This window comes from Stenotrophomonas sp. Ker107b, assembly GCF_053847245.1.
Map to the genome: position 1 here is coordinate 378559 of NZ_JBSPHX010000003.1, position 26760 is coordinate 405318.

Here is a 26760-nt window from a genome sequence, read left to right on the forward strand (position 1 = left end):
CTCCCTGGCGGCGCTAGAATATCGGCATCCCTGCAAGGCGCCCTTCATGATCTATTTCCACGATATCGACCCCATCGCCATCTCGCTCGGGCCGATCAAGGTGCATTGGTACGGCATCATGTACCTGCTCGGCTTCACCGCTGCCTGGTGGCTGGGGCGCAAGCGGATCGCGGCCGGGCGCCTGCCCGGGGTCGATGCCAACGGCTTCTCCGATCTGCTGTTCTACGCGATGCTCGGCGTGGTCGTCGGTGGCCGCGTGGGCTACATGCTGTTCTACGCGACCTCGGAATTCCTGCACAACCCGCTGCTGCTGTTCAAAGTGTGGGACGGCGGCATGAGCTTCCACGGTGGCCTGCTCGGCGTGCTGCTCGCCGCGTGGTGGTGGTCGCGCAAGCATCGCCTGCATCTGTTCGACACCCTCGATTTCGTCGCCCCGTTGGTCCCATTGGGCCTGGGCTTCGGGCGCATCGGCAACTTCATCGGCGCCGAGCTGTGGGGCAAGTACACCGGCGGCAGCTGGGGCGTGGTGTTCCCGAGCGGCCTGCCGGCGCCGTTGAACGGGCTGGATCTGGCCACGCTCAAGGCCGAGTTCGCCACCGGCGCGTTGAACCCGTACGCCCGCCATCCCTCGCAGCTGTATGAAGCGCTGCTGGAAGGCTTGGTGATGTTCCTCGTGCTGTGGGCGGTGTCGGCCAAGCCGCGCCACCGCTACGTGATCGCCGGCCTGTTCGCACTGATGTACGGCATCTTCCGCTTCGCGGTGGAGTTCGTGCGCATGCCGGACAATGGCGTCTACCTCGCCTTCGACTGGTTCACCCGTGGCCAGCTGCTCAGCCTGCCGCTGGTGGCCTTTGGTCTGGTCCTGCTGGTGCTGTCGCGTCGCGCACCGGTCCTGCAGCCGGTGCTGCCGGTCGCCCCTGAAGGCGCCAAGGCATGAAGACCTATCTCGATCTGCTCGCACATGTGCTGGAGCACGGCACGGAGAAATCCGACCGCACCGGCACCGGCACGCGCAGCGTGTTCGGCTGGCAGATGCGCTTCAACCTCAATGACGGATTCCCGCTGGTCACCACCAAGAAGCTGCACCTGCGCTCGATCATCCATGAGCTGCTGTGGTTCCTGAAGGGGGATACCAACATCGGGTATCTCAAGGAGCACCAGGTGCGGATCTGGGACGAATGGGCCGATGCCAACGGCGATCTGGGCCCGATCTACGGCAAGCAATGGCGCAGCTGGGCCACCGCCGATGGCGGGGCGATCGACCAGATGCAGTGGCTGGTGGACGAGATCAAGCGCAACCCGGATTCGCGCCGCCTGGTGGTCAGCGCCTGGAACGTGGGCGAGCTGTCGCAGATGGCGTTGATGCCGTGCCACAACCTGTTCCAGTTCTATGTGGTGGACGGCAAGCTCAGCTGCCAGCTGTATCAGCGCAGTGGCGACATCTTCCTCGGCGTGCCGTTCAACATCGCCAGCTATGCGCTGCTGACCCACATGGTGGCGCAGGCGACCGGGCTGGGCGTCGGCGATTTCGTGCACACCCTGGGCGATGCGCACCTGTACTCGAACCACGTCGAGCAGGCCCGCGAACAGCTCGCCCGTGAGCCGCGCGCGCTGCCGACACTGTGGTTGAACCCCGAGGTGACCGATCTGTTCGGGTTCCAGTTCGATGACATCCGCATCGATGGCTACGACCCGCACCCGGCGATCAAGGCCACGGTGGCGGTGTGAGCGACACGCGCATGACGCTCTCCCTGATTGCCGCGCTGGATACCGACCACGGCATCGGCCGTGACAACGACCTGCCATGGAAGCTGCCGGACGATCTCAAGCGCTTCAAGGCGCTGACCGTCGGCAAGCCGATCCTGATGGGTCGCAAGACCGCGCAGTCGCTCGGCCGTGCCTTGCCGGGCCGGTTGAATCTGGTGCTGACCCGCAGTGGCCAGGTGCCCTTCGAGGGCATGCAGGCGGTGGCCTCGATCGAGCAGGCGCTGCAGGCAGCGGGCGCTGCGGGAGCGGAGGAGCTGTGCGTCATCGGTGGCGGCGAGATCTATCGCCTGGCCATGGCCGAGGCTACCGATCTGCACCTGACCTGGGTGCAGACCACCGTGCCGGCCGATACCCATTTCCCGCCGGTCGACCCGGCGCTGTGGGTGGAGGTGGCGCGCGAACACCACGCGGCCGACGAGCGGCACGCGTTCGCGTTCGATTTCGTGGATTACCGCCGCGCCTGAGCCGGTGGTGCAGGCAGGCCGGTCGTACTGACCGGCCTGCGGATCATTCCGCGTCGCTGGTGACGTCGGTGTTCTGCGGCTGGTGCTGCGGCTGGGCGTTCTGCGCGGGCTTCGCACCCCCGCCTTGTCGTCCCTGACCACCACGGCCACGGTCGCGCCCTTGGCCTTGCCCCTGGCGCGGCGGACGCCCGTTCGGCTGTGCACCCCCCTCGGCGGCCGGCCGGCGAGCCGGTGGACGCGGTGCGGACACCGGCTTGGGCACATCGCGGCCCGGTACCTGCACCACGCGCAGTTCTTCGGTATCCAGCTGCAGTGCGGTGAGCTTGCCACCCCAGACCGCGCCGGTATCGATCGCATGCACGCCCTGGGTGATGGTCAGGCCGAGGGCGGACCAATGCCCGCAGACGATCTTCAGATCGCGCTCGGCGCGGCCCGGCACTTCGAACCAGGGGTACAGGCCCTGTTCCTGCGTGCCCGGCGTGCCCTTGTCCTCGATCCCGATCCGGCCCCGCGGGGTGCAGTAACGCATCCGGGTGAAAAGATTGATGATCGCGCGGGAGCGGTCGTAGCCGGCCAGCCCGGGGGACCAGCTGGGCTTGTCGCCGTACATGTTGCGGAACAGCTTGCGGTAGCCGCTGCCGTGCAGCTGCTGCTCGACCTCGCGGGCATGCTTTTCGGCCAGCTGGGTGGTCCACTTCGGGGCCAGCCCGGCGTGGATCATCATCCAGCCCAGCTCGCGGTCCACATGGGCCAGCTTCTGCAGACGCAGCCAGTCCAGCAGCTCGTCGCGGTCCTCGGCCTGCACGATGCGCAGCAGGTCCGGGTTGACCTTGCGCTGCTCTTCCTCGGTGCGTGCACCGACCGCGAGCAGGGACAGGTCGTGGTTGCCCAGCACGATCACGCTGCTCTCGCGCAGCGAATGGACCAGGCGCAGGGTTTCCAGCGACTGCCCACCGCGGTTGACCAGATCGCCGCAGAACCACAGCTTGTCGACCGCGGGGTCGAAGTTGATTTTTTCCAGCAACCGCTGGGTGACGTCGTAGCAGCCCTGCAGGTCGCCGATGGCCCAGACACTCATGCGTGCGCCTCCATCAGTGCAGTGTGCGCGGAACGGTCAGGACGAACGGCGCGATGTCGGCGGCGAACTCGGTGCCGTCGTCGGCCACCATGTCGTAGTGCCCCTGCATCGTGCCGTGCTCGGTCTCCAGCATGACACCGGAGGTGTAACGGAAGTCTTCACCGGGGCGCAGCCGCGGCTGTTCGCCGATCACCCCATCGCCATCGACATGCTCGATGCGGCCATTGGCATCGGTGATCCGCCAGTGGCGGGCCACCAGCCGTGCCGCGACGCGGCCCCGGTTGAGGATGCGGATCGTATAGGCGAACGCGTAGCGGCCGTCCTCCGGGGTGGACTGGTCATCGAGGAAGCGGGGGGCGACCTCGACGGAGATCGCGTAGTTTGCAGCGTCGTTCATGCAGGCAGTTTAGTGAATGTTGTGCACGATGAGATGAGTGCTGCCCAAGCTGGCAGCGCCCCCGTCATGGATATCAGGCGGTTCCACATGCGCGCGGCCGGTGAGGGCCACGAGGTGGCGCGCTCAACCTTGCGGCGCGTCAGCCTCGTACGGGACGTTGGCCAGCGCGATGAACTGCGCCACGTCCAGCTGCTCGGCACGGGCATCGCTGCGCACGCCGGCCGCCTCGAACTGTTCGGGCGTGCACACGTTCTGAAGCGCGTTGCGCAGGGTCTTGCGGCGCTGCCCGAAGGCGGCCTTGACCACATGGGCAAAGCGTTTGCGGTCCAGAATGCCGACCGTGGCCGGATCCCGCGGGACCAGTCTCACCACCGCCGAATCGACCTTGGGCGGCGGACGGAACGCACCCGGCGGCACCACGAACAGCGAGGTCACCTTGCAGAACGCCTGCAACATCACGCTCAGTCGGCCATACACCTTGCTGCCCGGATCGGCGGCCATGCGGTCGACCACTTCCTTCTGCAGCATGAAGTGCATGTCGGTGATCACCGCGGCGTGGTCCAGCGCATGGAACAGGATCGGCGAGGAGATGTTGTAGGGCAGGTTGCCAACCAGGCGGATCGGGCTGCCGGCGGCCAGCTCGGTGAAATCCACCTGCAGCACGTCGCGATGGATGATGGTCATCTCGCCCAGCGGCTCGGCGGCGGCGGCCAGCGGGCCGACCAGATCCCGATCGAACTCGATCACGGTCAGCTTCGGGTGGCGGCGCAACAGCGGCAGGGTGATCGCGCCCTGGCCCGGGCCGATCTCGACCAGTCGGTCGCCGTCTTTCGGGCTGACCGCCAGGACGATCTTGTCGATGTAGCTGCGGTCGGCGAGGAAGTGCTGGCCGAGCTGCTTCTTGGCGGGGCCGGAGAAACCGGGGGCGCCGGAGGAGGAATACGAAGAAGTCATGGCACCAGTGTACGTTGGCGCGCCAGCCGGGCACACAGCGCGGTGGCAGCGAGGAGGCTGGAAGGGTCGGCCAGGCCGCGGCCGGCCAGATCCAGGGCAGTGCCATGGTCGACCGCGACGCGCGGGTAGGGCAGGCCCAGGGTGATGTTGACGGCCTGCTCGAAGCCGCTGTACTTGAGCACCGGCAGGCCCTGGTCGTGGTACATGGCCAGCACCGTGTCGAACCCGGCCAGCTTGGCCGGCAGGAAGGCGGTGTCGGCCGGCAATGGGCCGACCAGGTCCATGCCCCGGGCGCGCAGGCGCGCCAGCAGCGGGATGATCAGGTCCAGTTCTTCGCGGCCCAGGTGGCCGTCTTCGCCGGCGTGCGGGTTGAGCCCGAGCACGGCGATGCGCGGCGAGGCCAGGCCGAAATCACGCTGAAGCGCGTCGTGGACGATCTGCAGGGTCAGCGCCAGGCCATCGGCGGTAATCGCATCGGCGACCGCCCGCAGGGGCAGGTGGGTGGTCGCCAGCGCCACCCGCACGATCTCGTTGGCCAGCATCATCACCACCGGGGTGCGGGCCTGGTCGGCCAGCAGTTCGGTGGTGCCGCTGTAGGCGATGCCGCCCTCGTTGATGACCGCCTTGTGCACCGGGCCGGTGACCACGCCAGCGAGTTCACCGGACAGGCAGGCCTGACCGGCCTGACGCAGCGCGCCGATCACCGCCCCGGCGTTGGCCGCATCCGGCGTGCCGAAGCGCGACGGCACGGCATTGGGGATCGCGCGCAACGGCAGATCGCCCGGCTGGCGGGCGATGGCATCTTCAGGCAGGAGCTGCAGGGGCAGCGACAGCGCCGCGGCGGCGGCGTGCAGGGTATCCGGGTCGGCGAAGGCGAGCAGCCGGCAATCAGTGCGCGGCTGCTGGATCAGACGGAGGCAAAGCTCCGGGCCGACCCCCGCCGGCTCGCCCGGGACCAGCGCGAGCTGCGGGAGCATCGATCAGGACTGCGGCGGGGTGGGTGCCGCGGCGCCAGCAGGCGTGTTGCCGCGCATGTCCACGTAGGCTTCGCCACGCAGTTCCTGCAGGAAGCGGTTGTACTCTTCCTCCAGCTTGCGACGGCCGATCGTTTCACGGATCTGGGCGCGCTGGTTGTCGGTGGTGGCATCGGTCTGGCGCGTGGCGACGCGCTGGACGATGTGCCAGCCGGCATCGGTGCGGAACGGCTGGCTCACACCACCGTCGGCGACACCTTCAACCTGCTTGCCGAAGTCCGGACCGAACGCATCGACCGGGAACCAGCCCAGATCGCCGCCCTGGCCCTTGCTGTTGTTGTCTTCCGAGGATTCCTTGGCTACCGCATCGAACTCGGCGCCGCCGGCAATGCGGGCGCGCAGGGTGTCGATCTTGGCCTTGGCCGCGGCGTTGTCCTGCTGGTCGGTGATGCGGACCAGGATGTGGCGGGCGTGATACTCGGTGATGCTCTGACCACCGCCGGCGGTGGCATTGGCGTCACGCACCTCGACCAGCTTCAGCAGCTGGAAGCCGCTCGGGCCACGCAGCGGGCCGACCACGTCGCCGGACTTCATCTCTTTCATCATCTGCGCGAACGCATTCGGGATTTCATCCAGCGAACGCCAGCCCAGGTCGCCGCCTTCCAACGCGTTGGGGCTGTCCGAATAACGGACCGCCGCGGCGTTGAAGTCGATCTCGCCCTTGTCCAGCAGCGCCTTCACGCCATCGGCCTTCTTCTGGCCGGTGGTGATCTGCTCGGCGGTGGCCCCTTCGGGCAGGCCGATCAGGATGTGCGCCAGGTGGTACTGGGTACCGACGGTGGCCTGCTGCTTGAGCGCGCCATCCACTTCGCCTTCGCTGACCGAGATGCGGCTCTGCGCAAAGCTCTGGCGCAGGCGCTGCACGGTGATCTCGTCACGGACCGAATTGCGGAAATCGTTGAAATCCAGGCCGTCGCTGGCCAGCCGCTGGCGCAGGGCATCCAGGGTGGAGCCGTTCTGCTGGGCGATGGCGTTGATGGCCTGGTTCAGTTCCTGATCGCTGACCTTGATACCGCTGCTCTCGGCGCGGGCGACCTGCAGCTTGACCAGCACCAGACGCTCGAGCACCTGGCGGTTGAGCACGTCATCGGGCGGCAGCTGGTTTTCGCGACCGGCGTACTGCGCTTTGATGTTCTGGACGGCACGGTCCAGTTCGCTCTGCAACACGACGTCTTCGTCAACGATGGCGGCAATGCGGTCCAGCGGCTGGGACTGCTGGGCCAGCACCTGCAATGGCGCGGAGACGGTAGAGACCGCGAGCAGGGAGGCGAGTAGGACGGGAAGGGTCTTGGTCATGGGATCTGGTTCGGATCGTAGTCGTCGCGCGTGGGGGCGCCCGTGTTGCTGGGCGGCACGAGATAGAGGTCGTCTCGGTAGTACCCGAGAATAGCACGGCGCAAAGTGCGGTCCGTGTTCTGGCCGATGGAGCTCAGGCCCTTGAGCACGAACTCGATCTGGAAGGAATTGTTCAACTCACCTTCGCGGTTGCGCACGTAGCGGCGGGCCAGGGCGCGCACGGCCAGGCAGCAGCTGTCCCACTGCACGCCACCGATGATTTCCAGCGGCGCCTTGTCGGCGATGGAGTAGTAGTAACGGCCCACCACGCTCCAGCGCTCGTTGATCGGGTACAGGAAGGACAGGTCCGCCTGTTCCAGCAGGGTGCGCTCTGCCTTGGTCGCCGTGCTCGGGGCGGCCGCATTGATGCGGTAGCGGTAGGTCAGGTTGATGATGCCATCGTTGGACATCAGGTAGCGCGCACGCACGCTGGCCAGATCCTCCCGCTTGTACTTCGGGTCCCACTGGTAAGTGGCGCCCAGGTTCCAGCGGTCGTTGATGGCGTAGTTGGCATCAGCGATCCAGGCCGACTTGCCCTGCTCCACCTGCGAGGTGGTACCGGGCAGCCTCACCCGCGAATCGTCGAAGTACAGGATCTGGCCGATGCTGCCGGAGAAGCGCTCACGGCCGGTTTCCTGGTTGATGAAGCGCGTGCTCACCGCCATGGTCAGCTGGTTGGCGTCGTTCTGGCGGTCCGCACCGGTATAGCGCGAATCGCGGAACAGCTGGCCCCAGCTGAAGGTGAAGTCGCGCGTGTCGAAGATCGGCAGGTCGTCCTGGTCGCGGTACGGCGTGCGCAGGTAGAACAGGCGCGGCTCCAGCGTATGCAGGTAGGAGGTGCCGCCGATCTCGGTTTCGCGGTCGAAGAACATGCCGGCGTCGAGGCTGGCGATGGGCACGCTGCGGTGCGGCGAGGTGTTGCCGCGCAGCTGATCCGGGGTAGCCGTGGTCGGGTCGATACCCGGCGTGTCATAGAGCATCCGCAACCGGGTCTGGTCGGCCAGTCCGCGGTCCAGCTCATACCCGGTGTAGCGGTAGGCCAGCGTCGGGGTGACATACCAGGACGCGCCGGCGAACGGCAACGTCACGTATGGCTTCACGTCCAGGCGCGAGCCGTTGTACATTGGGTAGACGTCGCCAGTGCGCACATATTCGCCATCGGCGTCGATCGTCTTTTCATTGATGTCGTCATGGGTGAAGCGCACTGCTTCGGCATATACACCTACTTCCAGCCACGGCAGCAGCGGCTTGTCCCAGTTGAAGTACGCGCGCGGCTGGCGGGCATACGGAAGCGCGCCTTCGGTGAGCGTGTAATCGGTGAGCTGCCAGTAGTCGGCCATCAGGCCCGCGGTCCAGTTCTCACCGGTGCCGTAAAGCCCCACTTCGCTGTGCACGGTTGATGCGGTCACGCCAAGCAGCTTGCTGGCGAAATCCTCGGTATAACGCTCATCGCTGACCCAGGCCAGATTGGCGCGCGCCTGCCAGTTGGCATCGATGTTGTGGTAGCCAAAATACTGGACCTGGCCACGATCCTTGTCGCGCAGCTTGTCGTTGGGCAGATAGGAGGTAACCAGTTCGCCGCGACCGCCGCCGTACAGGTAGCGGAACTCGTTGTTCAGCATCAGGCCGCGCTTGCTCATATATCGCGGCGTCAGCGTGTCGTCGTAGTTCGGCGCCAGGTTGAAGTAGATCGGCTGCGCGTAGTCGAAGCCGTTGCGCCCGGACAGGCCGAGCTCCGGGTACAGCAGGCCGGTCTGGCGGCGATCATCGATCGGGAACTTGAAGTACGGCGCCCACAGCACCGGCACCTTGCCGATGCGCAGCACCGCATTGCGTGCGGTACCGAAGCCGGCGTCGTTATCGACCTCGATCTGCGGTGCCGACAGCTTCCACACCGGCTGCGAGGGATCGCAGGTGGTGTACGTGGAGCGATGCATCTGGCCGACCGCACCCTGCAGGTCGATCGACTCGGCACCGCCGTTGCCGCGGCGGGACACCAGCTGGTACTGGATGTCGCTGATCTTGTGGGTGTCGCTTTCCTGGTTGCCCTCGGCGCGACGGGCCTTCATCCGGATCGAGGAGTCCTGGTAGCGGACGTTGCCCTCGGCGACGTAATTGCCGCTCTCGGTATCGAAGCTCAGGTTGTCGGTCCCCAGGAACTGGTCACCGCGCTTGAGCGCGACGTTGCCCTGGTAGTTGGGCACCACAGAGGTGCCGGTGAGTTGGTCACCCTCGATATCGGTCGGCTGCTGGTCACGCGTCGCGGCCGCGGCTTTGTCGGCCTTGGGCGCATCGTCGAACACGGGCAGCACGTCGGTAACCGGGCACAGGCCCCAGTTCACCGGCTTGTCGTCGGCCAGGGCCGGCAGGCAGATGGCGATACTGAGGGGGAGGGGCAGCAGGCGGAGGGCTCGGCGCACGCGGTATCGGATTCGGGCGAAAACGGATCGTAGCTTGCCCCATCCCTTGCATAGGGGCAATGAAGGTCGCGCCGATGCAGGGGGCCGGGTTCATTCGCCACCCGTACCGGGTGGCCTCAGCGCAGCTGCCCGACGTGGGCCACGCTGCACTCGGCCAAGGCCTGCAGGTCGTATCCGCCCTCGAGCATGGAGACGATCCGGCCGGCGCCGTGGCGCCGGGCCAGGCCGCGCAGCTCGGCGGTGATCCAGGCGAAATCCTCGGTTTCCAGCATGAGGTCGGCCTGCGGGTCGCGCATGTGCGCGTCGAAGCCGGCCGAGATCAGCAGCAGCTGGGGCCGGAAATCGTCGATGGCCGGCAGCATCTCGTCGGCCCAGGTGTTGCGGAAGCGGAAGCCGCCACTGCCCGGCGGCAGCAGGATGTTCATCAGGTTGCCGGCCCCGCGGTCGCGGCGCAGGCCCGAATTCGGGAACAGCCCGGCCTGGTGGGTGCTGTAGTAGGCCACGCCGGGATCGGCGATGAAGATGTCCTGGGTGCCGTTGCCGTGGTGGACGTCGAAATCGACGATGGCGATCCGTTCCAGTCCATACCGATCGCGGGCGTAGGCCGCGGCGATGGCGATGTTGTTGAACAGACAGAAGCCCATCGCGGTGCTGGCACTGGCGTGGTGGCCGGGCGGGCGCACCGCGCAGAACGCGACCGGGTCACTGCCGAGCATCACCGCATCGACGGCCGCCACCCCGGCACCGGCCGCGTGCAGGGCCGCGCTGGCCGAGCCGGGCGAGGTCATGGTGTCCATGTCGATCAGGCGCAGCGGCTCGGTCTGCGGCGTGAGCACCAGATCGATCAGCTCGCTGTCGTGTACGCGGGCCAGCTCGCCGAGCTTGGCCGGCGGGGCCTCGCGCCAGTCCAGCTGGTCCGGATAGGCCGCCTTGAGCGCATCCAGCACCCCCTGCAGGCGGGCCGGGCATTCGGGGTGGCCGCGGCCGGGATCGTGTTGCAGACAGGCGGGGTGGGTGAAAACCAGCATGCGGGCAGAATATCCGGTGGGGCGGCAGGGCCGTTCAGGCGTGGCGGCGCTCGTGGCGCCAGAGCACCTCGCCGTGGCCGTCGGCGCGGGCCAGCACGCGCGCGAGCACGAACAGCAGGTCCGACAGGCGGTTGAGGTAATGCAGCGCTTCCGGGCGGACCGTCTCCCGGCGCGCCAGCGTGACCGTCTCGCGCTCGGCCCGGCGCACGATGGTGCGAGCCAGGTGGCAGCGCGCGGCCGCTTCACCGCCGGCCGGCAGGATGAACTCCTTGAGCACGGGCAGATCGGCGTTGTAGTGGTCCAGCTGCTGTTCCAGTGCCTGGATGTCGGCAGCGTGGATGGCGGCATGGCCGGGGATGCACAGCTCGCCGCCCAGATCGAACAGCTGGTGCTGGATCACCGTCAGCAGCGCGCGGACATCCTCCGGCAGCGGCACGGCCAACAGCACGCCGAGCGCCGAGTTGGCCTCATCGACCGTGCCATAGGCGGCCACGCGGGCATCGTCCTTGGCCACGCGGCTGCCATCGCCCAGGCCGGTGCTGCCATCGTCACCGGTGCGCGTATAGATGCGGGAAAGGCGGTTGCCCATCGGCGAGCCCGGCCGCGCTCAGTGCAGCACGTCGCGGCGCGCCTGCAGCAGCTTGCCGACCTGCTCGGTCGCCAGCTGCAGGGCGGCGGCCAGGCCGACATAGACCGCTGCGGTGCGCAGGTAGGGCAGGAACCAGTCGCCGTAGTTTTTCGCCCAGCCATCGACGGTAGGGGCGGCCACGCTGTCGCTGGTCCAGTAGAAGCCGCCCTGGGCGAACAGATGGCAGACCGCGACCGCCGCGACCAGCAGCAGGGCGCCCTTGCCCAGCGCGGCCCAGGTGGCACCGTGGTAGCCGCCGCGCAGGAGCATGCCGCCGCTCCACATGGCGAAGTACGCCGGGAGCAGCATCCAGTAGCCGGGGGATACGCAGTAGTGCTGCCAGAAATCCAGGCCACTGCGGCGGATCACGATCCAGTCGACCAGCACCGCCAGCGCCATCAACAGCGGGAACGCCCAGCGGGTCCACGCGCGCAGGTAGAAGCCGCCGATGAAGAACACCGCCCAAGAGGCATCCGGAATCGCCGCGAAATGGTTGACCCGGGTGGCCGCCATCAACAGCACGAGCACGGACAGGACAAAGGCGCGTTGGGCAGTGGAGGTCATGGCGGTGACGGGTGAGGGCAGGCATTCATTCTAGCGCCTGCTGCGGCAGCCCGCCGCACGCCGCCGGAACGGGCGAACCCTTATCATGGCGGGCATGAGTGAACGACAAGATGTAGTGATCGTAGGCGGCGGGCTGGTCGGTGCCAGCCTGGCCATTGCCCTGGACCGTGCCGGCCGCGATGTCGGCCTGGTCGAGGCCTCGCCGCTGGGCACGCTGCCGGCGGTGTTCGACCAGCGCAACCTCAGCTTTGCTGCCGCCACCGTCAATGCGCTGACCGCGCTGGGCGTGATGCAGATGCTGGCCGGTGCCCCCGGTGCGATCACCCGTATCCATGTCAGCCGCGCCGGCGATTTCGGCCGGGTGCAGATGGAGGCCGCGCAGTATCAACGGCCCTGGTTCGGCCAGGTGGTGGTCGCCCGCGATTTCGGCCAGGCGCTGGAAGCGCGGCTGGACACGCTGACCCACCTGACCCGCTATCGCCCGGCCCGGTTCGTGCGCCTGGGCGCGACGGTGGACGGTTATCGCCAGGTCTTCATCGCCGATGACGGCGGTGAGCGCTGCCTGCTGGCGCGGCTGGTGGTCGGTGCCGACGGGACCCGCAGCGGCGTGCGCGAGGCGCTGGGGATCGAGGTGGACGAGCATGATTTCGAGCAGACCCTGTTCGTGTCGCGGGTGCGCGCCGCCCGTGCGCCGGACGGCACCGCGTACGAGCGCTTCACCGACACCGGCCCGACCGCGTTGTTGCCGCGTGGCGATCGCCACTTCGGCGCGGTGCACGGCGTCGCCCGTGACCAGGCCGAGGCCGTGATGGCGCTGGGCGATGCGGCGTGGGTGAGCCGCCTGCAGGGCGCGATCGGCTGGCGTGCGGGCCGGTTGCTGGAGAGCGGGCCGCGCAGCGCCTACCCGCTGGTCCAGGTGCTGTCGCAGGCATTGGTCGGCGAGCGTGCCGTCCTGCTTGGCAATGCCGCACAGACCATCCATCCGCTGGGCGCACAGGGCTTCAACCTGGGCCTGCGCGATGCGCTGACCCTGGCAGAGCTCGTGGCCGACGCCGACGATGCCGGCAGCGATGCGCTGCTGCGTGAACACGTGGCACGGCGTCTTGAAGACCGCGAGCAGACCATCGCCTTCTCCGGTGGGCTGGCGCGATTGACCAGCAACCCGGCACCGCTGATGCGGCCGCTGCGGTCGCTTGGGTTGTTGGCCGCGCAGGCCACGCCGATGCAGTCGATGCTGGTGGGCGGCGCGATGGGCTTCCGCGGCCAGGTGCCGGCGCTGTGCCGCGGAGCGGGCCTGTGAGCCGGCGTCCGCAGGATGTCGTGGTGGTTGGCGGCGGCGTGGTCGGCGCGGCCTGCGCCTTGGCCCTGGCCGATGCCGGGCTGTCGGTGACGCTTGTTGAAGGCCGCGAGCCGGCCGCCTGGCAGCCGCAGCAGCCGGATCTGCGCGTGTATGCCTTCGCGCCGGACAACGCCCAGCTGCTGGCCGCGCTCGGCGTGTGGCCGGCGGTGACTGCCGCGCGTGCCTGTGCCTACCGCCGGATGCGGGTCTGGGATGCGGCCGGCGGCGATGAACTGCGGTTCGATGCCGATACGCTCGGCCGCGAACAACTGGGCTGGATCGTCGAGAACGATCTGCTGGTGGACCGCCTGTGGGCGGCGCTGCCCGCGGCCGGCGTGCAGCTGTGCTGCCCGGCGCGGGTGGAAGCGCTGGAGCAGGACGCCAACGGGGTGCGCCTGCGCCTGGACGACGGCCGTCGGCTGGAGGCCTCGCTGGCGATCGCCGCCGACGGTGCCGAATCCACCCTGCGCCGCTTGGCGGGGCTGGAAGTCAGCCGGCATGACTACGCCCAGCGTGGCGTGGTTGCCTACGTGGATACCGAAAAGAACAATGAAGCCACCGCGTGGCAGCGCTTCCTGGTCACCGGCCCGTTGGCGGTACTGCCGATCAGCGCACAGCGCAGTTCGATCGTGTGGACGCTGCCCGAGGCCGAGGCCGAGCGCGTGCTGGCACTCGACGACGCCGCTTTCGGCCGTGAGCTCAGCCATGCCTTTGCCGGGCGGCTGGGGGCGATGACCCTGGCCTCCAAGCGCGCGGCCTTCCCGCTGCGCCGCCAATTGGCGACCGGCTACGTCGCTGGCCGCGTGCTCGCGCTCGGTGATGCGGCCCATGTGGTGCATCCGTTGGCCGGGCAGGGCGTCAATCTCGGCCTGCGCGATGTCGCTGCGTTGCGGACGATGGTGCTGGCCGCACAGCAGCGCCGCCAGGACTGGATGTCACCGCACCGCCTGCAGCGCTGGGCACGCGAACGCCGCAGTGAAAACACCGTCGCTGCGTACAGTTTCGATGCGATCAACACGGTGTTCTCCAATGATGAGATGCACCTGACCCTGGCGCGCGGTCGCGCGCTGGGCTGCGCCGGCAAGCTGCCGCCGCTGGTATCCATGTTCTGGAAGCGCGCGGCGGGGTTGTGACCCGCGCGCTCAGTCGATCAGCCAGCCGGCCAGATCGGCGCGGTCCAGCGTGCCGCGCCGCTTCACGTCCAGCGCGTTGAATTCTTCGGCCAGCGTCGGATTGGCCTGCGCCTCGGCGCGGCTGATGAAGCCGTCGCCGTCGACATCCAGCGCCGCGAACGCGATGCGGTACTGGCCGACCACGCTCACCGGCTGCACCGAACGCACCGTCACCGCGGCTTCGCCGGCCGGTGCGGCCAGCGTCACCTGATGGGTCACCTCACCCTGCGAGAGCGGCTGCGCGCGCACGCTGGCCGGCACCTCGCGCAGCGGTTCGCTGACCGCCGGTGGCGGGGTGCGGACCTGGGCCAGCGCGAGCGTGGGCAGCAGTGACAGCAGCAGGGTGAGGCGGGATCGGCGTCGCATGGAAACTCCGTACATGACGTGGGGGCGCCGGGTGCCCGGCGCGTGCGTCGATCATTGCCGCGCGTTGCGCGGCCAGCCGGGCATGGCCCGGCGCTACCGGTGCTGCGCCTGGGTCAGCGCAGCGGCGAGGCCAGCACCGTGATTTCTTCGCGGTCGTGATACAGCTGTTTGGCGCGCAGGTGCAGCGGTTTGCCGGCCTGTTCCTGGAACAGCTCCAGACACAGGCGGGTTTCATCCCAGCGCTTTTTCATCGGCAGCTTGAGGTTGAAGATCGCGTGCTTGCACCAGCCCTCACGGAACCAGGTGGCCATGCGCTCGGCCACGCGGCGCGGCTGTTCCACCATGTCGCAGACCATCCAGTCCAGCGGCGTCTCCGGCTGCCAGTGGAAGCCGTCGGCGCGCAGATGTTCCACCAGGCCGGTTTCCAGCACGTGTTCGCGCAGCGGGCCGTTGTCCACGCTGATCACCTTCACGTGCTGACGGGTCAATACCCACGTCCAGCCGCCCGGTGCGGCGCCCAGATCGGCCGCGCGCATGCCCGGCTTGACCAGCAGCTCGCGCTCTTCCGGCGTCATCAGGGTGAGCAGGGCTTCGTCCAGCTTCAGCGCCGAGCGCGAAGGCGCATCGGGCAGCAGCTTCAGGCGCGGGATGCCCAGCGGCCACGGCGCGCTGTCGCGGGTATCGGCCACGCACACAAAGGCATGGCGACCATCGACGAACACGATGTGCAGGCGCGGCAGGCCGGTGTTGGGCTTGTCGGTCAGCAGGCCGGCCTTGCGCAGCGCCGGGCGCAGTGCATTGCCGAACGCGCGGGCCAGGCCGGCCAGCGGCTTGCCTTCGTCCGAGTCCGGATGCTCGACCCACATGTCGCCGAAGCGTTGCTGCCCCTGAAGCGCGGCAATGATCGGGGTGATGCGGTCGGCGGCATCGAGCTGCGGCAGTTCGGCCAGCACCTGCAGCTTCTGCCGGGCGAAGATCAGCGAGCGCCAGGACAGGGCCTTGGACAGCGCCGCACCTTCCTCGGTGACGAACACCACGTAGCCGTCATTGCGCTGGGTGCGCGCATAGCCGGCCACGTTGGCATACGCCGCGCGCTCGGACAGCTCGGCAGCCAGTTCCGGTTCAAAGCCCTGGCGGCACAGACACAGCAGGCCGCTCATCGCATCGCGCCCGAAGCGCGGATATCAGTAATGGGCACCGTTGATCTCTCCGTACTGGCGCAGGACCGCGCGTGCAGCGTCGCGCTCGATGTCGCGCACGACCTCGATGCCACGCGTGTTGAGTTCGCCGATCCAGTCCGCCGGCAGCGGACCCTCGTCGAACGGGGTCAATTCTTCCACGTCCTGTGCGCTGGCACCGATCAGCAGCCGATCGATACCGGCCCAGATGGTGGCGCCGTAGCACTGGCAGCACGGCTGCGAGGAGGTCGCCAGGGTGATCGGCGACAGCACATCGTTCAGGCGCGGGGTCTGCAGGCGCTGCTGGGCCAGCATGTAGGCCATGTTTTCGGCATGCGCCAGCGAGGTCGTATGCGGGACTACGCGGTTCACGCCGGCGGCAATCACGCGGTGGTCCGGCCCAAACACCACGGCGCCGAAGGGGCCACCGGTCTGCGCCTCGACATTCAGGCGCGACAGTTCGATCGCCAGCGCGACCTTGTCGGCATCCTCGGGATAGACACGGCCCAGATCGATCTGGTCGTGGATCCAGGCGGGCAGGGTGAGATGGACTTGCGCGTACAGCATCGGGACATGAACCTCTTCAAAGATGGCGCAGCGGCAGTGTATCGGGCCGCGCCCAGGGATGCCGTGCCCGCGCTGAACACGGCCACGCGCACGCCGGCGCAGGGCTGCGCCGGTCGCAGGGGAACTGGAGCGCAGGCCCTGCCATGGCAGGGCTGCGTAGGTGACATCGGGCGGCCGGTGCCTGGCACCGGCCGGGTGCAGCTTACGCCGACCAGGTATCGCGCAGGGTCACGCTGCGGTTGAACACCGGCGTGGCCGCGGTGTGATCGCGGCGATCAGCGACGAAGTAGCCGGTCCGCTCGAACTGGAACGACTGTTCCGGCGCGGCGGTGGCCGCGGCCGGTTCGACATAGCCGGTAACAGTGCGGCGCGAGTCCGGATTAAGGTAATCGCGGTAGGTCTTGCCCTCGGATTCGTCGTCGGGGTTGGCCACCGAGAACAGACGGTCGTACAGGCGGATCTCGGCCGGCACTGCGTGCACGGCGCTGACCCAATGGATGGTGCCCTTGACCTTGCGGTTGGCGCCTTCCATGCCCGGGCGCGATTCCGGATCCAGCCAGCCGCGCAGTTCGGTGATGGTGCCCTCGGCATCCTTGATCACCTCATCGCAGCGGATGATGCCGGCGCCGCGCAGGCGCACTTCGCCGCCCGGCACCAGGCGCTTCCAGCCCTTCGGCGGGACTTCAGCGAAATCCTCGCGCTCGATCCACAGCGCGCGTGCGAACGGCACTTCGCGGGTCCCGAACGCCTCGTCCTTGGGGTGGTTGGAGAAGGTCAGGGTTTCTTCGTGGCCTTCGGGCAGATTGGTCAGCACCAGCTTGACCGGGTCGACCACGGCCATGCGGCGCGCGGCGGCACTGTCGAGGTCTTCGCGCAGCGCGCCTTCGAGCACGCTGAAATCGATCAGCGAGTTCTGCTTGCTGATGCCCACGCGTTCGGCGAACAGGCGCATCGCCGCCGGGGTATAGCCACGGCGACGCAGGCCCTGCAGGGTCGGCATGCGCGGGTCTTCCCAGCCATCCACCAGCTGCTCGGTGACCAGCGCGATCAGCTTGCGCTTGCTCATCACCGTGTAGTTGATGTTCAACCGCGAGAATTCGATCTGGCGCGGCTTGGCGGCTTCACGCGGCAGGCCGCGATCGACCAGCGGCTGGGTCAGCGCATCGTGGTGGGCGAAATCGACGTTGTCCACGCACCAGTCGTACAGCGGGCGGTGGTCTTCGAACTCCAGCGTGCACAGCGAGTGGGTGATGCCCTCGATGGAATCGCCCAGTGCATGCGCGAAGTCGTACATCGGGTAGATCGGCCATGCGTTGCCGGTGTTCTGGTGTTCGACGTGCTTGATCCGGTACAGCGCCGGGTCGCGCAGGTTGATGTTGCCGCTGGCCATGTCGATCTTGGCGCGCACGGTGCGCGCACCATCCGGGAACTCGCCCGCGCGCATGCGGCGGAACAGATCCAGGTTTTCTTCGACGCTGCGGTCGCGGAACGGCGACGGACGGCCCGGCTCGGTCAGGGTGCCGCGGTAGGCGCGCACTTCCTCGGCCGACAGGTCGCACACATACGCCTTGCCATCGGTGATCAGCTTCTGCGCGGCCAGGTAATAGGCATCGAAGTAATCCGAGGCATGGCGCAGCTCGTTCCACTCAAAGCCCAGCCAGCGCACGTCATCCTGGATCGCGGCCACGTACTCCGGATCTTCCTTGGCCGGGTTGGTGTCGTCAAAGCGCAGGTTGCACACACCGTTGAACTCACCGGCGATGCCGAAGTTCAGGCAGATCGACTTGGCATGGCCGATGTGCAGGTAGCCATTGGGCTCGGGCGGGAAGCGCGTCTTGATCGCGGCATGCTTGCCGCCGGCCAGGTCCTCGCGGACGATCTGACGGATGAAATCCCGTTTTTCCTGGGTTTCCGGAAGGGCGTCGGTGGGGGCGGCGGTAGACTCGGACATGATGCGCGGTCGCAGTTAAAAGGCAGAAAGACCAACAGTTTAGCCTGTCGGGGGTGGGCTTGCCCGGCCGCGTGGGTCGGCACGCCTTCAGCCCCCGGGCGTATGCTGGGCCCATGTCCTCCGGAGCCGCCCCATGCATGTGATCTACCAGGCCGACAACCTGTTCGACGCCCATCTGGTCAAGCACGCCCTGGAGGACGCCGGCATCCCCGCCTTCGTCTTCGGCGAATCGCTGCTGGGCGGCATGGGCGAGCTCCCGCTGTTCGGCGTCCTGCGCGTGTGCGTCCCCGATCTGGCCCGTCCTGAAGCGGAAGGCATCGTCGCCCAGCTGGACTTGGGCGCGGCCCCGGACGACCCCATATGGGACGGAGACGAAAGCGCCGGCCTGTTGCCGGCCTAGGAGAACGCCATGTTGGGTATTGGAAACGGTCTGTTGGGCATCGGCGCCTTCAAGCAGCGCCTGCCGCGCCCGGAAGAAGCGTTGCCCGGCCGCGAGCAGCCCTTGCCGTTGCTGCACAACCAGCATTACGTCAACAGCCACCCGCTGAAAGACAGCTTCACCGGCCTGGCGCGCATCCGCTTCGCGATGGGCTGTTTCTGGGGCGCGGAGCGCAAATTCTGGACCATCCCCGGCGTCTACTCGACCTCGGTCGGCTACGCCGGCGGCGTCACCCCGAACCCTACCTACGAAGAAGTCTGCTCCGGCCTCACCGGGCACACTGAAATCGTCGAGGTCGTCTACGACCCGGCCATCGTCACCCTCGAACGCCTCCTCCAGGTTTTCTGGGAAAGCCATGACCCCACCCAGGGCATGCGCCAGGGCAACGACACCGGCACCCAGTACCGCTCCGCGATCCACGCCACCACCCAGGCCCAGCACGACGCCGCCCTGACCAGCCGCGACGCCTTCCAGCAGCGCCTCAACGACAGCGGTTACGGCCCCATCACCACCGATATCGTCTTCCCCGCGCCCGAGTACTACTACGCCGAGGACTACCACCAGCAGTACCTCGCCAAGAACCCCAACGGCTACTGCGGCATCGGCGGCACCGGCGTCAGCTGCCCCATCGGCGTGGACGCCTGACAACGGAGAAAGCCGACCAACGGTCGGCTCTACCAGGTCCAGCAGACAGCCCTAGGCTCGCCGCGCTACTGCTCTCCCCAACGCACCAGCCGTACGCGCCAAAAACAAAAGGCCCCGCATGAGCGGGGCCTTTTGTCGTGCAGCCATCCAACCGCCAGCGCTTACAACCGCTCGCGGATCGTCTGCCGCAACGCCTCCAGATCCTTGGCGAACGCATCGATACCGCTCGCCAGCTTCTCCGTCGCCATCGGATCGGCCGCCAGATCCGCCGCAAACCGCGCCCCATCGATCGGCGTCACCTGCACAGGCTCGGCCGCACCGGCCACCAGCCTGCGCGGCAGCGCACCGTGATCGGCGTCCAGCTTTTCCAGCAGATCCGGCGAAATCGTCAGACGATCGCAGCCCGCCAGCGCCTCGATCTGCGCCGTCGAACGGAACGACGCGCCCATCACCACCGTCGGCGAACCGCGGCGCTTGAACTCGGCATACACGCCGCGCACGAACACCACACCCGGGTCTTCATCGATGGTGGCCGGCGCCTGCCCGTTGGCCACGTACCAATCCAGGATGCGGCCCACGAACGGCGAAATCAGGAACGCCCCGGCCTCGCTGCACGCCAAGGCCTGGGTCGGATTGAAGATCAGCGTCAGGTTGCAGTCGATCCCCTCGGCCTGCAGCTGACGCGCCGCGTCCACGCCTTCCCAGGTCGCCGCGATCTTGATCAGCACCTTGCTGCGCGGCACACCGGCCGCCTCGTACATCGCGATGAACTGGCGCGCCTTGGCCACCGTCGCCGCCGTATCGTGGGCCTGGTCCGCATCGACCTCGGTCGAGACACGGCCCGGCACCAGCGTACTGAGCAGCGTGCCCACGCCCACGGTCAGCCGATCGGCCACCGCGTGCACGATGGTCTCGCGCTCACCCGCCTGCTCACGACCCCAGGCCAGCGCGTGCTCGATCAGATCGGCGTACACCGGCAGATCCAGCGCCTTCTTCACCAAGGTGGGATTGGTCGTGCAATCGACCGGCTTCAAACGCTTGATCGCCTCGACATCGCCGGTATCGGCGACCACCACGGACAGATCACGCAGCTGGGAGAGTTTTGACGGCGAAACGGTGCTCATTGCAACTCCTGGTACGAACGGTGGAGCCTGCGCGGATCGCAGCAGGCAGGGGTCAGGCGTGAGACGCGTGGTGAACGGCGGTCACGCGCAGGCGCAGCTTACGGCCACCCGGCGCGTCCCAGTCCATGGTCTGGCCAACCGACAGGCCCAGCAGGGCGGTGCCCACCGGTGCAAGGATCGAGACCTTGCCCTGTTCAACATCGGCTTCGCGCGGATAGACCAGCGTCAGCACGTGTTTCTCGTTCTGCAGCTCATCTTCGCATTCCACGCGCGAATGCATCATGACGGTGCCCTCGGGCATCGCGTCCGGCGCGACAACGGTCGCACGGTTGAGTTCCTGGGCCAGGGCGAGCGCGGCAGGCGTCTGCGCTACGGCGGGGGATTCGAGCATGGCATCCAGGCGGTCCATGTCGTGGCTTGAAACGATGATCGAAGGGGGCAGTCCGCTGGAAGTGGACATGGTGTAGCTCCTTGCGTGTGTGGAAGACCCAGTAAAAAGGCGGCGCCTGCTGGCACCGCCTCGTTCTATTGTGCTGACAATCGTAGGCGGATGCGACCCGTCCGGCGTATCGGCCCCGCCGGACGGTTCAGTCCGGCTCAGCCTGCGCGGGCGCTGCGTGTCTCACCGGCACCAGGGACATCGGTGGTTTCCAACGCAAACAGGCCCTGCGGCAGTCGTTTGAACTGTTGGGCCAGCTGCTCCAGGAAGCCGGTCATCGCCGAACTGCGTCGCCAGGCCATCGCGATGCGGCGGCTGGGGCGGTCATCGCCGCTGAAGTCCAGCAGGCGGATGTTCTCCGAACGCGGCACCGGCGGCTTGACCGAGAGCGTCGGCAGCAAGGTGATGCCCACATCGGCGGCCACCATCTGCCGCAGCGTTTCCAGGCTGGTCGCGCGGAACTCGGATTTTTCGTTGGCGCCGAACAGCCGGCAGACCGCCAACGCCTGGTCGCGCAGGCAATGCCCGTCTTCGAGCAGCAGCAGTTTCTGCGAGGACAACTCCTGCACGTCCAGATGCTGGCGGCGTGCCAGCGGATGCTGCCCGGACACGGCCAGCAGGAAGGGCTCCTCGAACAGGAATTCCGCATGCAGCTGGTCATCGTCCAGCGGCAGCGCCAACAACGCCGCATCCAGCTTGCCTTCGCGCAGTCGCGCCAGCAGCTCGTCGCTCTTTTCCTCGACCAGCAGCAGTTCCAGCTGCGGGAAGCGTTCGCGGATGTTGGGGATCACATGCGGCAACAGGTACGGCCCCAGCGTGGGGAAGATCCCCAGCCGCACCGTGCCGGCTTCCGGATCGCGGCTGCGCCGCGCCGCTTCCTTCATCTGCTCGACCTCGGCCACGATGGTGCGGGCACGCGCGGCGGCTTCCACCCCGGCCGGGGTCAGCATGACCTTGCGCGGTGCGCGCTCCACCAGCGGCAAACCCAGCTCGTCCTCGAGCTTGCGGATCTGGGTGGACAGGGTGGGCTGGCTGACGAAGCAGGCGGCAGCCGCCTTGCCGAAATGGCGGTGGTCGGCCAGCGCCACCAGATACTTCAAATCACGTAGGTTCATTTCCTTGGACCTCTCACGGTAATGGACCGGGTGATGGCGTGGCTTACCCAGCAGACAGACAGGGCTCCCGGCGAACCGGGAACCGGACGTTTCAGGCAGCTTCGGCGACAGCGCCGCTGCTCTTGGGAACGGAGGTGCGGATCAGGTGATCAAAGGCGCTCAGTGCCGCAGTGGAACCGGCGCCCATCGCGATGACGATCTGCTTGTACGGAACGGTCGTGCAATCGCCTGCGGCGAAGACACCCGGCACGCTGGTCTGGCCGCGGTCGTCGATCAGGATCTCGCCACGCGGTGACAGCGCCACCGTGTCCTTCAACCATTCGGTATTCGGCAGAAGACCGATCTGCACGAAGATGCCTTCCAGTTCCACCCGGTGCGAATCGCCCCCGACGCGGTCCTGGTAGACCAGGCCCGTCACCTTCTGGCCATCGCCCAGCACTTCCTGGGTCAGGGCGCTGGTGATGATGGTGACGTTGCCCAGACTGCGCAGCTTCTTCTGCAGTACTTCATCGGCCCGCAGTTTGTCATCAAATTCCAGAAGGGTCACATGCGTCACCAGACCCGCCAGATCGATCGCCGCTTCCACGCCGGAGTTGCCACCGCCGATCACCGCCACGCGCTTGCCCTTGAACAACGGGCCATCGCAATGCGGGCAGTACGCCACGCCTTTGTTGCGGTACTGATCTTCGCCGGGCACGTTCATCTGGCGCCAGCGCGCACCGGTGGACAGGATCACCGAACGCGACTTCAGCGACGCGCCGTTCTCCAGTTTGATCTCGACCAGGCCGTCATCGCCGGCCGGCACCAGCGCGGTGGCGCGCTGCAGGTTCATGATGTCCACCTCGTACTCGCGCACGTGTTGCTCCAGCGCGGCAGCCAGCTTCGGACCTTCGGTCTCCTTGACGGAGATGAAGTTCTCGATCGCCATCGTATCCAGCACCTGGCCACCGAAACGTTCAGCGGCAACACCGGTACGGATGCCCTTGCGTGCGGCATAGATCGCCGCGGCCGCGCCGGCCGGACCACCGCCCACCACCAGCACATCGAACGGGGCCTTGGTGCTCAGCTTTTCGGCATCGCGCTTGGACGCACCGGTGTCCAGCTTGGCCACGATCTGCTCCAGCGTCATGCGGCCCTGATCGAATACCTCGCCGTTGAGGTACACGGTCGGCACGGACATGATCTGGCGCGCTTCGACCTCGGCCGGGAACAAGCCGCCGTCGATCGCGACGTGCTGGATGCGCGGGTTCAGCACCGCCGCCAGGTTCAGTGCCTGGACCACGTCCGGGCAGTTCTGGCAGGACAGCGAGAAGTAGGTTTCGAACCGGTACTCGCCCTCCAGGTTGCGCACCTGCTCGATCAGCTCGGCGGTGGCCTTGGAGGGGTGGCCACCCACCTGCAGCAACGCCAGCACCAGCGAGGTGAACTCATGGCCCATCGGCAGGCCCGCGAACACCAGATGGATGTCCTGGCCCGGCGTGGTCAGTGCGAAGGAGGGCGTACGCGCGTTGCTGTCGCGACGCACGTCCAGGCTGATCTGCGTGGAGAGCGTGGTCAGCGTGTTGAGCAGCTCGAGCATTTCCTGCGACTTGGCGCCGTCATCCACGTGCGCCGTGATCTGGATCGGACGGGTGACACGTTCCAGATAGGTCTTCAGCTGGGACTGGAGGTTGGCATCCAACATCGAAAAACTCCTTGAATCAGGCAAGGGGGCAGCGTCGACGCACCCCGCGGGTGCATCTGCGCGACATGGGGGTGAACCGAAATCGGCGCGTGGGGCACCGGCTTGGGTTCACCCCCATCCCCGGCGGGCGGGGATGGGGATGAGGAGCGGCTTAGATCTTGCCGACCAGGTCCAGCGACGGGGTCAGGGTCTTTTCGCCTTCCTTCCACTTCGCCGGGCACACCTGGTTCGGGTTGGCGGCGGTGAACTGGGCAGCCTTCAGCTTGCGCAGGGTCTCGGAGACGTCACGGGCGATCTCGTTGGAGTGGATCTCCAGGGTCTTGATCACGCCTTCCGGGTTGATGATGAAGGTGCCGCGCAGGGCCAGGCCTTCTTCGGCAATGTGCACGCCGAAGGCGTTGGTCAGCTGGTGGGTCGGATCGCCGACCAGCGGGAACTGGGCCTTGCCGACGGCCGGCGAGGTTTCGTGCCACACCTTGTGCGAGAAGTGCGTGTCGGTGGTGACGATGTAGACCTCGGCGCCAGCCTTCTGGAACTCGGCGTAATGATCGGCGGCGTCTTCAATCTCGGTGGGGCAGTTGAAGGTGAACGCGGCCGGCATGAAGATCAGCACGGACCAGTGACCCTTCAGGGTGCTGTCGGAGACCTTGATGAACTCGCCGTTCTGGTAGGCGTTGGCTTCGAACGGCTGGATCTGGGTGTTGATGAGCGACATCGTTGTTCCTCTTGGTGAAGGGGGTGGGTGAAGCGACCAACACAGGTTAGCGGCTCCGTTCCCATAAGAACAATCCATTGATTGCATCTATACGATAGACAAAGGCTATCAAAATGGTCTGATCCTGCGATGAATGGTGATGGCCAGATCCGTCAGAACCGTTGCAGCGCAATGACCACGGCGCTCGCGCCGATGATGGGCTCAATAGTCTGTGCTTATCCGGGCAGCGGGCAATCTGAACGCTTGCGGCCCATCCCGCGCCGGGGACCCGTGATTTCCGGCCGAGATCGATAGCGAGCACAAATGTAGATATGTGTTGCGATGGTCGAATTCAATCGCGTGGTCGGTCGCGGAAGGCCGTTTTCCCCGACCGATCCTGGCGGTGGCGTGAATTACACTGCGGCCCCCACCGCTGCTCCGATCCGCCATGACCGCCGCCCCGCCAGACGTCCGCCAGCTGCTCGCCGATGCCGCCACCCGCCTGCCCGGCGTGGAAGGCCGCCATGAGGCCGAACTGCTGCTGCTGCACGTGCTGGAACGCGAGCGCAGCTGGCTGTTCGCGCATGCCACCGATCCGGTCGAGCCGGTGCAGGTGGCGGCGTTCGAGGCGCTGCTGGCCAAACGCCTGGCCGGTGAGCCGGTGGCGTACCTGCTGGGCCGCCGCGGCTTCTGGACCCTGGACCTGGAGGTCAGCCCTGCCACCCTGATCCCGCGCCCGGAGACCGAACTACTCGTCGAGCTGGCGCTGGCACGATCGCCCGAAGATGCCGCCTTGCGGGTCGCCGACCTCGGCACCGGCAGTGGCGCGATCGCGCTGGCGCTGGCCAGCGAACGGCCGCAGGCGCAGGTAGTGGCGACCGACCTCAGCGAGGCAGCCCTTGCGGTCGCCGCGCGCAACGCGCAGCGCCACGCACTGGGCAACGTCCGCTTCCGGCAGGGCGCGTGGTACGCACCGCTGGCAGGCGAGCGCTTCGATCTGATCGCCACCAATCCACCGTACATCGCCAGCGACGACCCGCACCTGGCCCAGGGCGACCTGCGTTTCGAACCGCCCACCGCGCTGGCCTCCGGCCAGGACGGGCTGGACGACATCCGCCTGATCATTCACGGTGCGGCAGCGCACCTGCGGCCGGGCGGCTGGTTGCTGATCGAGCATGGCTGGGATCAGGGCGATGCGATCCGCGCGCTGTTGCAGCAGGCCGGTTTCCAGTCGGTCGCCACCGAACGCGACCTGGAACAGCGCGACCGGGTGAGCCTTGGCTGTCTGCCGGCCTGACGGCATGCCATCCCAGCGCTGACCCCGAGGCTAGAATGACCTGTCCACCGGGCCGCCGCGCAGCGTGATGCGGCGACTGTCATTCCACATGGAGTTTCTGTCATGCGTACGCTGTATCCCGCCATCACCCCTTACGACGTCGGCACCCTGAAGGTCGATGACCGCCACACGCTGTACTTCGAGCAGTGCGGCAATCCCGACGGCAAGCCGGTGGTGATGCTGCACGGTGGCCCGGGCGGCGGCTGCAGCGACAAAATGCGCCAGTTCCACGACCCGGCCAAGTACCGGATCATCCTGTTCGACCAGCGCGGTGCCGGCCGTTCCACGCCGCATGCGGACCTGGTCGACAACACCACCTGGGACCTGGTCGCCGACATCGAGACGCTGCGCGAGCACCTCAAAGTGGATCGCTGGCAGGTGTTCGGCGGCAGCTGGGGCTCGACCCTGGCGCTGGCCTACGCGCAGACCCACCCGCAGCGCGTGACCGAGCTGGTCCTGCGCGGCATCTTCATGCTGCGCCGCTGGGAACTGGAGTGGTTCTACCAGGAAGGCGCCAACCGCTTGTTCCCGGATGCGTGGGAGCACTACCTCAAGCCGATCCCGGCGGTGGAGCGTCACGACCTGATCTCGGCCTTCCACCGCCGCCTGACCAGCGACGATGAAGCCACCCGCCTGGCCGCGGCCAAGGCGTGGAGTGTGTGGGAAGGCGCGACCAGCTTCCTGCACGTGGACGACGACTTCGTGAACAGCCATCAGGATCCGCAGTTCGCGCTGGCCTTCGCCCGCATCGAGAACCACTACTTCGTCAACGGCGGCTTCTTCGAGGTGGAAGAACAGCTGCTGCGTGACGCGCACCGCATCGCCGACATTCCGGGCGTGATCGTGCACGGCCGTTACGACGTGGTCTGCCCGCTGCAGAGCGCGTGGGAACTGCACAAGGCGTGGCCGAACTCGACGCTGGAGATCAGCCCGGCCTCGGGCCACTCCGCGTTCGAAGCGGAGAATGTCGACGCGCTGGTGCGGGCGACGGATCGTTTCGCGGGTTGATGGAGGCGTGCCGACCAACGGTCGGCACCTACCG

At 67.3% G+C, this 26760-nt stretch carries 27 protein-coding genes; 9 read left to right on the plus strand and 18 right to left on the minus strand.

Translation table 11 applies throughout. The annotated features are described in order from the left end of the window. Nucleotides 1–46: 46 nt before the first annotated feature. Genes lgt through ACWV8V_RS16965 form a run of 3 tightly spaced genes read left to right on the plus strand, consistent with a single transcriptional unit; the run spans nt 47 to nt 2231 of the window. The gene (gene lgt / locus ACWV8V_RS16955) at nt 47–937 is read left to right on the plus strand and encodes a prolipoprotein diacylglyceryl transferase (RefSeq protein WP_455900277.1); all 891 of its coding nucleotides are present in this window, start codon (nt 47–49) and stop codon (nt 935–937) included. After that, nucleotides 934–1728: a thymidylate synthase gene (locus ACWV8V_RS16960; protein WP_259261877.1), complete on the plus strand. Its 795-nt coding sequence runs from the start codon at nt 934–936 to the stop codon at nt 1726–1728. The genes lgt and ACWV8V_RS16960 overlap by 4 nt, the downstream gene beginning before the upstream one ends. An 11-nt stretch (nt 1729–1739) precedes the next feature. Then, entirely contained in the window at nt 1740–2231 is a 492-nt protein-coding gene (locus tag ACWV8V_RS16965; protein WP_259261878.1) for a dihydrofolate reductase, read from the plus strand. 43 nt (nt 2232–2274) lie between these two features. On the opposite strand, the gene ACWV8V_RS16970 is transcribed toward ACWV8V_RS16965, so the two are convergent. From ACWV8V_RS16970 to ACWV8V_RS17010, 9 genes are all read right to left on the minus strand, one after another. Next, nucleotides 2275–3309: a symmetrical bis(5'-nucleosyl)-tetraphosphatase gene (locus tag ACWV8V_RS16970; protein WP_455900278.1), complete on the minus strand. Its 1035-nt coding sequence runs from the start codon at nt 3307–3309 to the stop codon at nt 2275–2277. A gap of 13 nt (nt 3310–3322) precedes the next feature. Then, nucleotides 3323–3706 (minus strand): Co2+/Mg2+ efflux protein ApaG, encoded by a 384-nt coding sequence (gene apaG, locus ACWV8V_RS16975; RefSeq protein ID WP_259261880.1) that lies wholly within the window; start codon nt 3704–3706, stop codon nt 3323–3325. Nucleotides 3707–3829: 123 nt separating this feature from the next. Next, nucleotides 3830–4660 (minus strand): 16S rRNA (adenine(1518)-N(6)/adenine(1519)-N(6))-dimethyltransferase RsmA, encoded by an 831-nt coding sequence (gene rsmA, locus ACWV8V_RS16980; protein WP_152154483.1) that lies wholly within the window; start codon nt 4658–4660, stop codon nt 3830–3832. After that, the gene (gene pdxA, locus ACWV8V_RS16985; protein ID WP_455900279.1) at nt 4657–5637 is read right to left on the minus strand and encodes a 4-hydroxythreonine-4-phosphate dehydrogenase PdxA; all 981 of its coding nucleotides are present in this window, start codon (nt 5635–5637) and stop codon (nt 4657–4659) included. Before pdxA ends, rsmA begins: the two co-directional genes overlap by 4 nt. 3 nt (nt 5638–5640) lie before the next feature. Further along, nucleotides 5641–6990 (minus strand): peptidylprolyl isomerase, encoded by a 1350-nt coding sequence (locus ACWV8V_RS16990; protein ID WP_455900280.1) that lies wholly within the window; start codon nt 6988–6990, stop codon nt 5641–5643. Further along, nucleotides 6987–9449, minus strand: coding sequence for an LPS-assembly protein LptD (gene lptD, locus ACWV8V_RS16995; RefSeq protein ID WP_259261883.1), 2463 nt, complete (start codon nt 9447–9449; stop codon nt 6987–6989). The genes ACWV8V_RS16990 and lptD overlap by 4 nt, the downstream gene beginning before the upstream one ends. A 116-nt stretch (nt 9450–9565) precedes the next feature. Next, nucleotides 9566–10477, minus strand: coding sequence for a histone deacetylase family protein (locus tag ACWV8V_RS17000; RefSeq protein WP_455900281.1), 912 nt, complete (start codon nt 10475–10477; stop codon nt 9566–9568). 34 nt (nt 10478–10511) lie between these two features. Beyond that, complete coding sequence (locus tag ACWV8V_RS17005) at nt 10512–11066, minus strand: cob(I)yrinic acid a,c-diamide adenosyltransferase (protein ID WP_259261884.1); 555 nt, start codon at nt 11064–11066, stop codon at nt 10512–10514. An 18-nt stretch (nt 11067–11084) separates the two neighbouring features. Next, the gene (locus ACWV8V_RS17010) at nt 11085–11669 is read right to left on the minus strand and encodes a hypothetical protein (RefSeq protein ID WP_259261885.1); all 585 of its coding nucleotides are present in this window, start codon (nt 11667–11669) and stop codon (nt 11085–11087) included. A 94-nt stretch (nt 11670–11763) separates the two neighbouring features. On the opposite strand from ACWV8V_RS17010, the gene ubiH reads away from it, so the two are divergent. Both ubiH and ACWV8V_RS17020 read left to right on the plus strand, forming a co-directional pair. Continuing rightward, nucleotides 11764–12969 carry a 2-octaprenyl-6-methoxyphenyl hydroxylase gene (gene ubiH / locus ACWV8V_RS17015; RefSeq protein ID WP_455900282.1) on the plus strand — a complete coding sequence of 402 codons (1206 nt, stop codon included), beginning with the start codon at nt 11764–11766 and terminating at the stop codon, nt 12967–12969. Further along, nucleotides 12966–14141 (plus strand): UbiH/UbiF family hydroxylase, encoded by a 1176-nt coding sequence (locus ACWV8V_RS17020; protein ID WP_455900283.1) that lies wholly within the window; start codon nt 12966–12968, stop codon nt 14139–14141. The genes ubiH and ACWV8V_RS17020 overlap by 4 nt, the downstream gene beginning before the upstream one ends. A 9-nt stretch (nt 14142–14150) precedes the next feature. Here ACWV8V_RS17020 and ACWV8V_RS17025 read toward each other — a convergent pair whose 3' ends face one another. From ACWV8V_RS17025 to ACWV8V_RS17040, 4 genes are all read right to left on the minus strand, one after another. After that, on the minus strand, nt 14151–14546 hold the full coding sequence (locus tag ACWV8V_RS17025) for an EF-hand domain-containing protein (protein WP_455900284.1): 396 nt from the start codon (nt 14544–14546) through the stop codon (nt 14151–14153). Between the two features lie 113 nt (nt 14547–14659). After that, nucleotides 14660–15706, minus strand: a complete 1047-nt coding sequence (gene rlmM, locus ACWV8V_RS17030; RefSeq protein WP_121042813.1) for a 23S rRNA (cytidine(2498)-2'-O)-methyltransferase RlmM — start codon at nt 15704–15706, stop codon at nt 14660–14662. A gap of 24 nt (nt 15707–15730) precedes the next feature. After that, nucleotides 15731–16291: a nucleoside deaminase gene (locus ACWV8V_RS17035; protein WP_282263133.1), complete on the minus strand. Its 561-nt coding sequence runs from the start codon at nt 16289–16291 to the stop codon at nt 15731–15733. Between the two features lie 202 nt (nt 16292–16493). Next, on the minus strand, nt 16494–18242 hold the full coding sequence (locus tag ACWV8V_RS17040; RefSeq protein WP_455900285.1) for a glutamine--tRNA ligase/YqeY domain fusion protein: 1749 nt from the start codon (nt 18240–18242) through the stop codon (nt 16494–16496). Between the two features lie 133 nt (nt 18243–18375). Between ACWV8V_RS17040 and ACWV8V_RS17045 the strand changes: the two genes are divergently transcribed. Next, complete coding sequence (locus ACWV8V_RS17045; RefSeq protein ID WP_259261890.1) at nt 18376–18642, plus strand: putative signal transducing protein; 267 nt, start codon at nt 18376–18378, stop codon at nt 18640–18642. A 30-nt stretch (nt 18643–18672) separates the two neighbouring features. Then, nucleotides 18673–19326 (plus strand): peptide-methionine (S)-S-oxide reductase MsrA, encoded by a 654-nt coding sequence (gene msrA, locus ACWV8V_RS17050; protein ID WP_455900312.1) that lies wholly within the window; start codon nt 18673–18675, stop codon nt 19324–19326. 161 nt (nt 19327–19487) lie between these two features. Here the strand turns inward: msrA and ACWV8V_RS17055 are convergent, their stop codons facing one another. The 5 genes from ACWV8V_RS17055 to ahpC all read right to left on the minus strand — a co-directional run bounded on the left by ACWV8V_RS17055 (nt 19488) and on the right by ahpC (nt 24403). Further along, nucleotides 19488–20450: a transaldolase gene (locus ACWV8V_RS17055; protein WP_455900286.1), complete on the minus strand. Its 963-nt coding sequence runs from the start codon at nt 20448–20450 to the stop codon at nt 19488–19490. A gap of 52 nt (nt 20451–20502) precedes the next feature. Further along, a complete protein-coding gene (gene rnk, locus ACWV8V_RS17060) occupies nt 20503–20910 on the minus strand; it encodes a nucleoside diphosphate kinase regulator (protein ID WP_123728408.1) in 408 nt (135 codons plus the stop codon). 137 nt (nt 20911–21047) lie between these two features. After that, nucleotides 21048–22004, minus strand: a complete 957-nt coding sequence (gene oxyR, locus ACWV8V_RS17065) for a DNA-binding transcriptional regulator OxyR (protein ID WP_123728409.1) — start codon at nt 22002–22004, stop codon at nt 21048–21050. 91 nt (nt 22005–22095) lie between these two features. Continuing rightward, complete coding sequence (gene ahpF, locus ACWV8V_RS17070; RefSeq protein WP_455900287.1) at nt 22096–23688, minus strand: alkyl hydroperoxide reductase subunit F; 1593 nt, start codon at nt 23686–23688, stop codon at nt 22096–22098. A gap of 151 nt (nt 23689–23839) precedes the next feature. Further along, the gene (ahpC, locus tag ACWV8V_RS17075; RefSeq protein WP_123728411.1) at nt 23840–24403 is read right to left on the minus strand and encodes an alkyl hydroperoxide reductase subunit C; all 564 of its coding nucleotides are present in this window, start codon (nt 24401–24403) and stop codon (nt 23840–23842) included. Between the two features lie 427 nt (nt 24404–24830). Between ahpC and prmC the strand changes: the two genes are divergently transcribed. Both prmC and pip read left to right on the plus strand, forming a co-directional pair. Then, entirely contained in the window at nt 24831–25679 is an 849-nt protein-coding gene (gene prmC / locus ACWV8V_RS17080) for a peptide chain release factor N(5)-glutamine methyltransferase (protein WP_259262163.1), read from the plus strand. 102 nt (nt 25680–25781) lie between these two features. Beyond that, the gene (gene pip / locus ACWV8V_RS17085; protein WP_259262161.1) at nt 25782–26726 is read left to right on the plus strand and encodes a prolyl aminopeptidase; all 945 of its coding nucleotides are present in this window, start codon (nt 25782–25784) and stop codon (nt 26724–26726) included. The last annotated feature ends 34 nt before the right edge of the window (nt 26727–26760 follow it).

Excerpts from the sequence above, each read along its gene's own strand:
- lgt (WP_455900277.1), top strand. The coding sequence starts at position 47 with ATGATCTATTTCCACGATATCGACCCCATCGCCATCTCGCTCGGGCCG.
- ACWV8V_RS16960 (WP_259261877.1), top strand. The coding sequence starts at position 934 with ATGAAGACCTATCTCGATCTGCTCGCACATGTGCTGGAGCACGGCACG.
- ACWV8V_RS16965 (WP_259261878.1), top strand. The coding sequence starts at position 1,740 with ATGACGCTCTCCCTGATTGCCGCGCTGGATACCGACCACGGCATCGGC.
- ACWV8V_RS16970 (WP_455900278.1), bottom strand. The coding sequence starts at position 3,309 with ATGAGTGTCTGGGCCATCGGCGACCTGCAGGGCTGCTACGACGTCACC.
- apaG (WP_259261880.1), bottom strand. The coding sequence starts at position 3,706 with ATGAACGACGCTGCAAACTACGCGATCTCCGTCGAGGTCGCCCCCCGC.
- rsmA (WP_152154483.1), bottom strand. The coding sequence starts at position 4,660 with ATGACTTCTTCGTATTCCTCCTCCGGCGCCCCCGGTTTCTCCGGCCCC.
- pdxA (WP_455900279.1), bottom strand. The coding sequence starts at position 5,637 with ATGCTCCCGCAGCTCGCGCTGGTCCCGGGCGAGCCGGCGGGGGTCGGC.
- ACWV8V_RS16990 (WP_455900280.1), bottom strand. The coding sequence starts at position 6,990 with ATGACCAAGACCCTTCCCGTCCTACTCGCCTCCCTGCTCGCGGTCTCT.
- ACWV8V_RS17000 (WP_455900281.1), bottom strand. The coding sequence starts at position 10,477 with ATGCTGGTTTTCACCCACCCCGCCTGTCTGCAACACGATCCCGGCCGC.
- ACWV8V_RS17005 (WP_259261884.1), bottom strand. The coding sequence starts at position 11,066 with ATGGGCAACCGCCTTTCCCGCATCTATACGCGCACCGGTGACGATGGC.
- ACWV8V_RS17010 (WP_259261885.1), bottom strand. The coding sequence starts at position 11,669 with ATGACCTCCACTGCCCAACGCGCCTTTGTCCTGTCCGTGCTCGTGCTG.
- ubiH (WP_455900282.1), top strand. The coding sequence starts at position 11,764 with ATGAGTGAACGACAAGATGTAGTGATCGTAGGCGGCGGGCTGGTCGGT.
- ACWV8V_RS17025 (WP_455900284.1), bottom strand. The coding sequence starts at position 14,546 with ATGCGACGCCGATCCCGCCTCACCCTGCTGCTGTCACTGCTGCCCACG.
- rlmM (WP_121042813.1), bottom strand. The coding sequence starts at position 15,706 with ATGAGCGGCCTGCTGTGTCTGTGCCGCCAGGGCTTTGAACCGGAACTG.
- ACWV8V_RS17035 (WP_282263133.1), bottom strand. The coding sequence starts at position 16,291 with ATGCTGTACGCGCAAGTCCATCTCACCCTGCCCGCCTGGATCCACGAC.
- ACWV8V_RS17040 (WP_455900285.1), bottom strand. The coding sequence starts at position 18,242 with ATGTCCGAGTCTACCGCCGCCCCCACCGACGCCCTTCCGGAAACCCAG.
- ACWV8V_RS17045 (WP_259261890.1), top strand. The coding sequence starts at position 18,376 with ATGCATGTGATCTACCAGGCCGACAACCTGTTCGACGCCCATCTGGTC.
- ACWV8V_RS17055 (WP_455900286.1), bottom strand. The coding sequence starts at position 20,450 with ATGAGCACCGTTTCGCCGTCAAAACTCTCCCAGCTGCGTGATCTGTCC.
- rnk (WP_123728408.1), bottom strand. The coding sequence starts at position 20,910 with ATGTCCACTTCCAGCGGACTGCCCCCTTCGATCATCGTTTCAAGCCAC.
- oxyR (WP_123728409.1), bottom strand. The coding sequence starts at position 22,004 with ATGAACCTACGTGATTTGAAGTATCTGGTGGCGCTGGCCGACCACCGC.
- ahpF (WP_455900287.1), bottom strand. The coding sequence starts at position 23,688 with ATGTTGGATGCCAACCTCCAGTCCCAGCTGAAGACCTATCTGGAACGT.
- ahpC (WP_123728411.1), bottom strand. The coding sequence starts at position 24,403 with ATGTCGCTCATCAACACCCAGATCCAGCCGTTCGAAGCCAACGCCTAC.
- prmC (WP_259262163.1), top strand. The coding sequence starts at position 24,831 with ATGACCGCCGCCCCGCCAGACGTCCGCCAGCTGCTCGCCGATGCCGCC.
- pip (WP_259262161.1), top strand. The coding sequence starts at position 25,782 with ATGCGTACGCTGTATCCCGCCATCACCCCTTACGACGTCGGCACCCTG.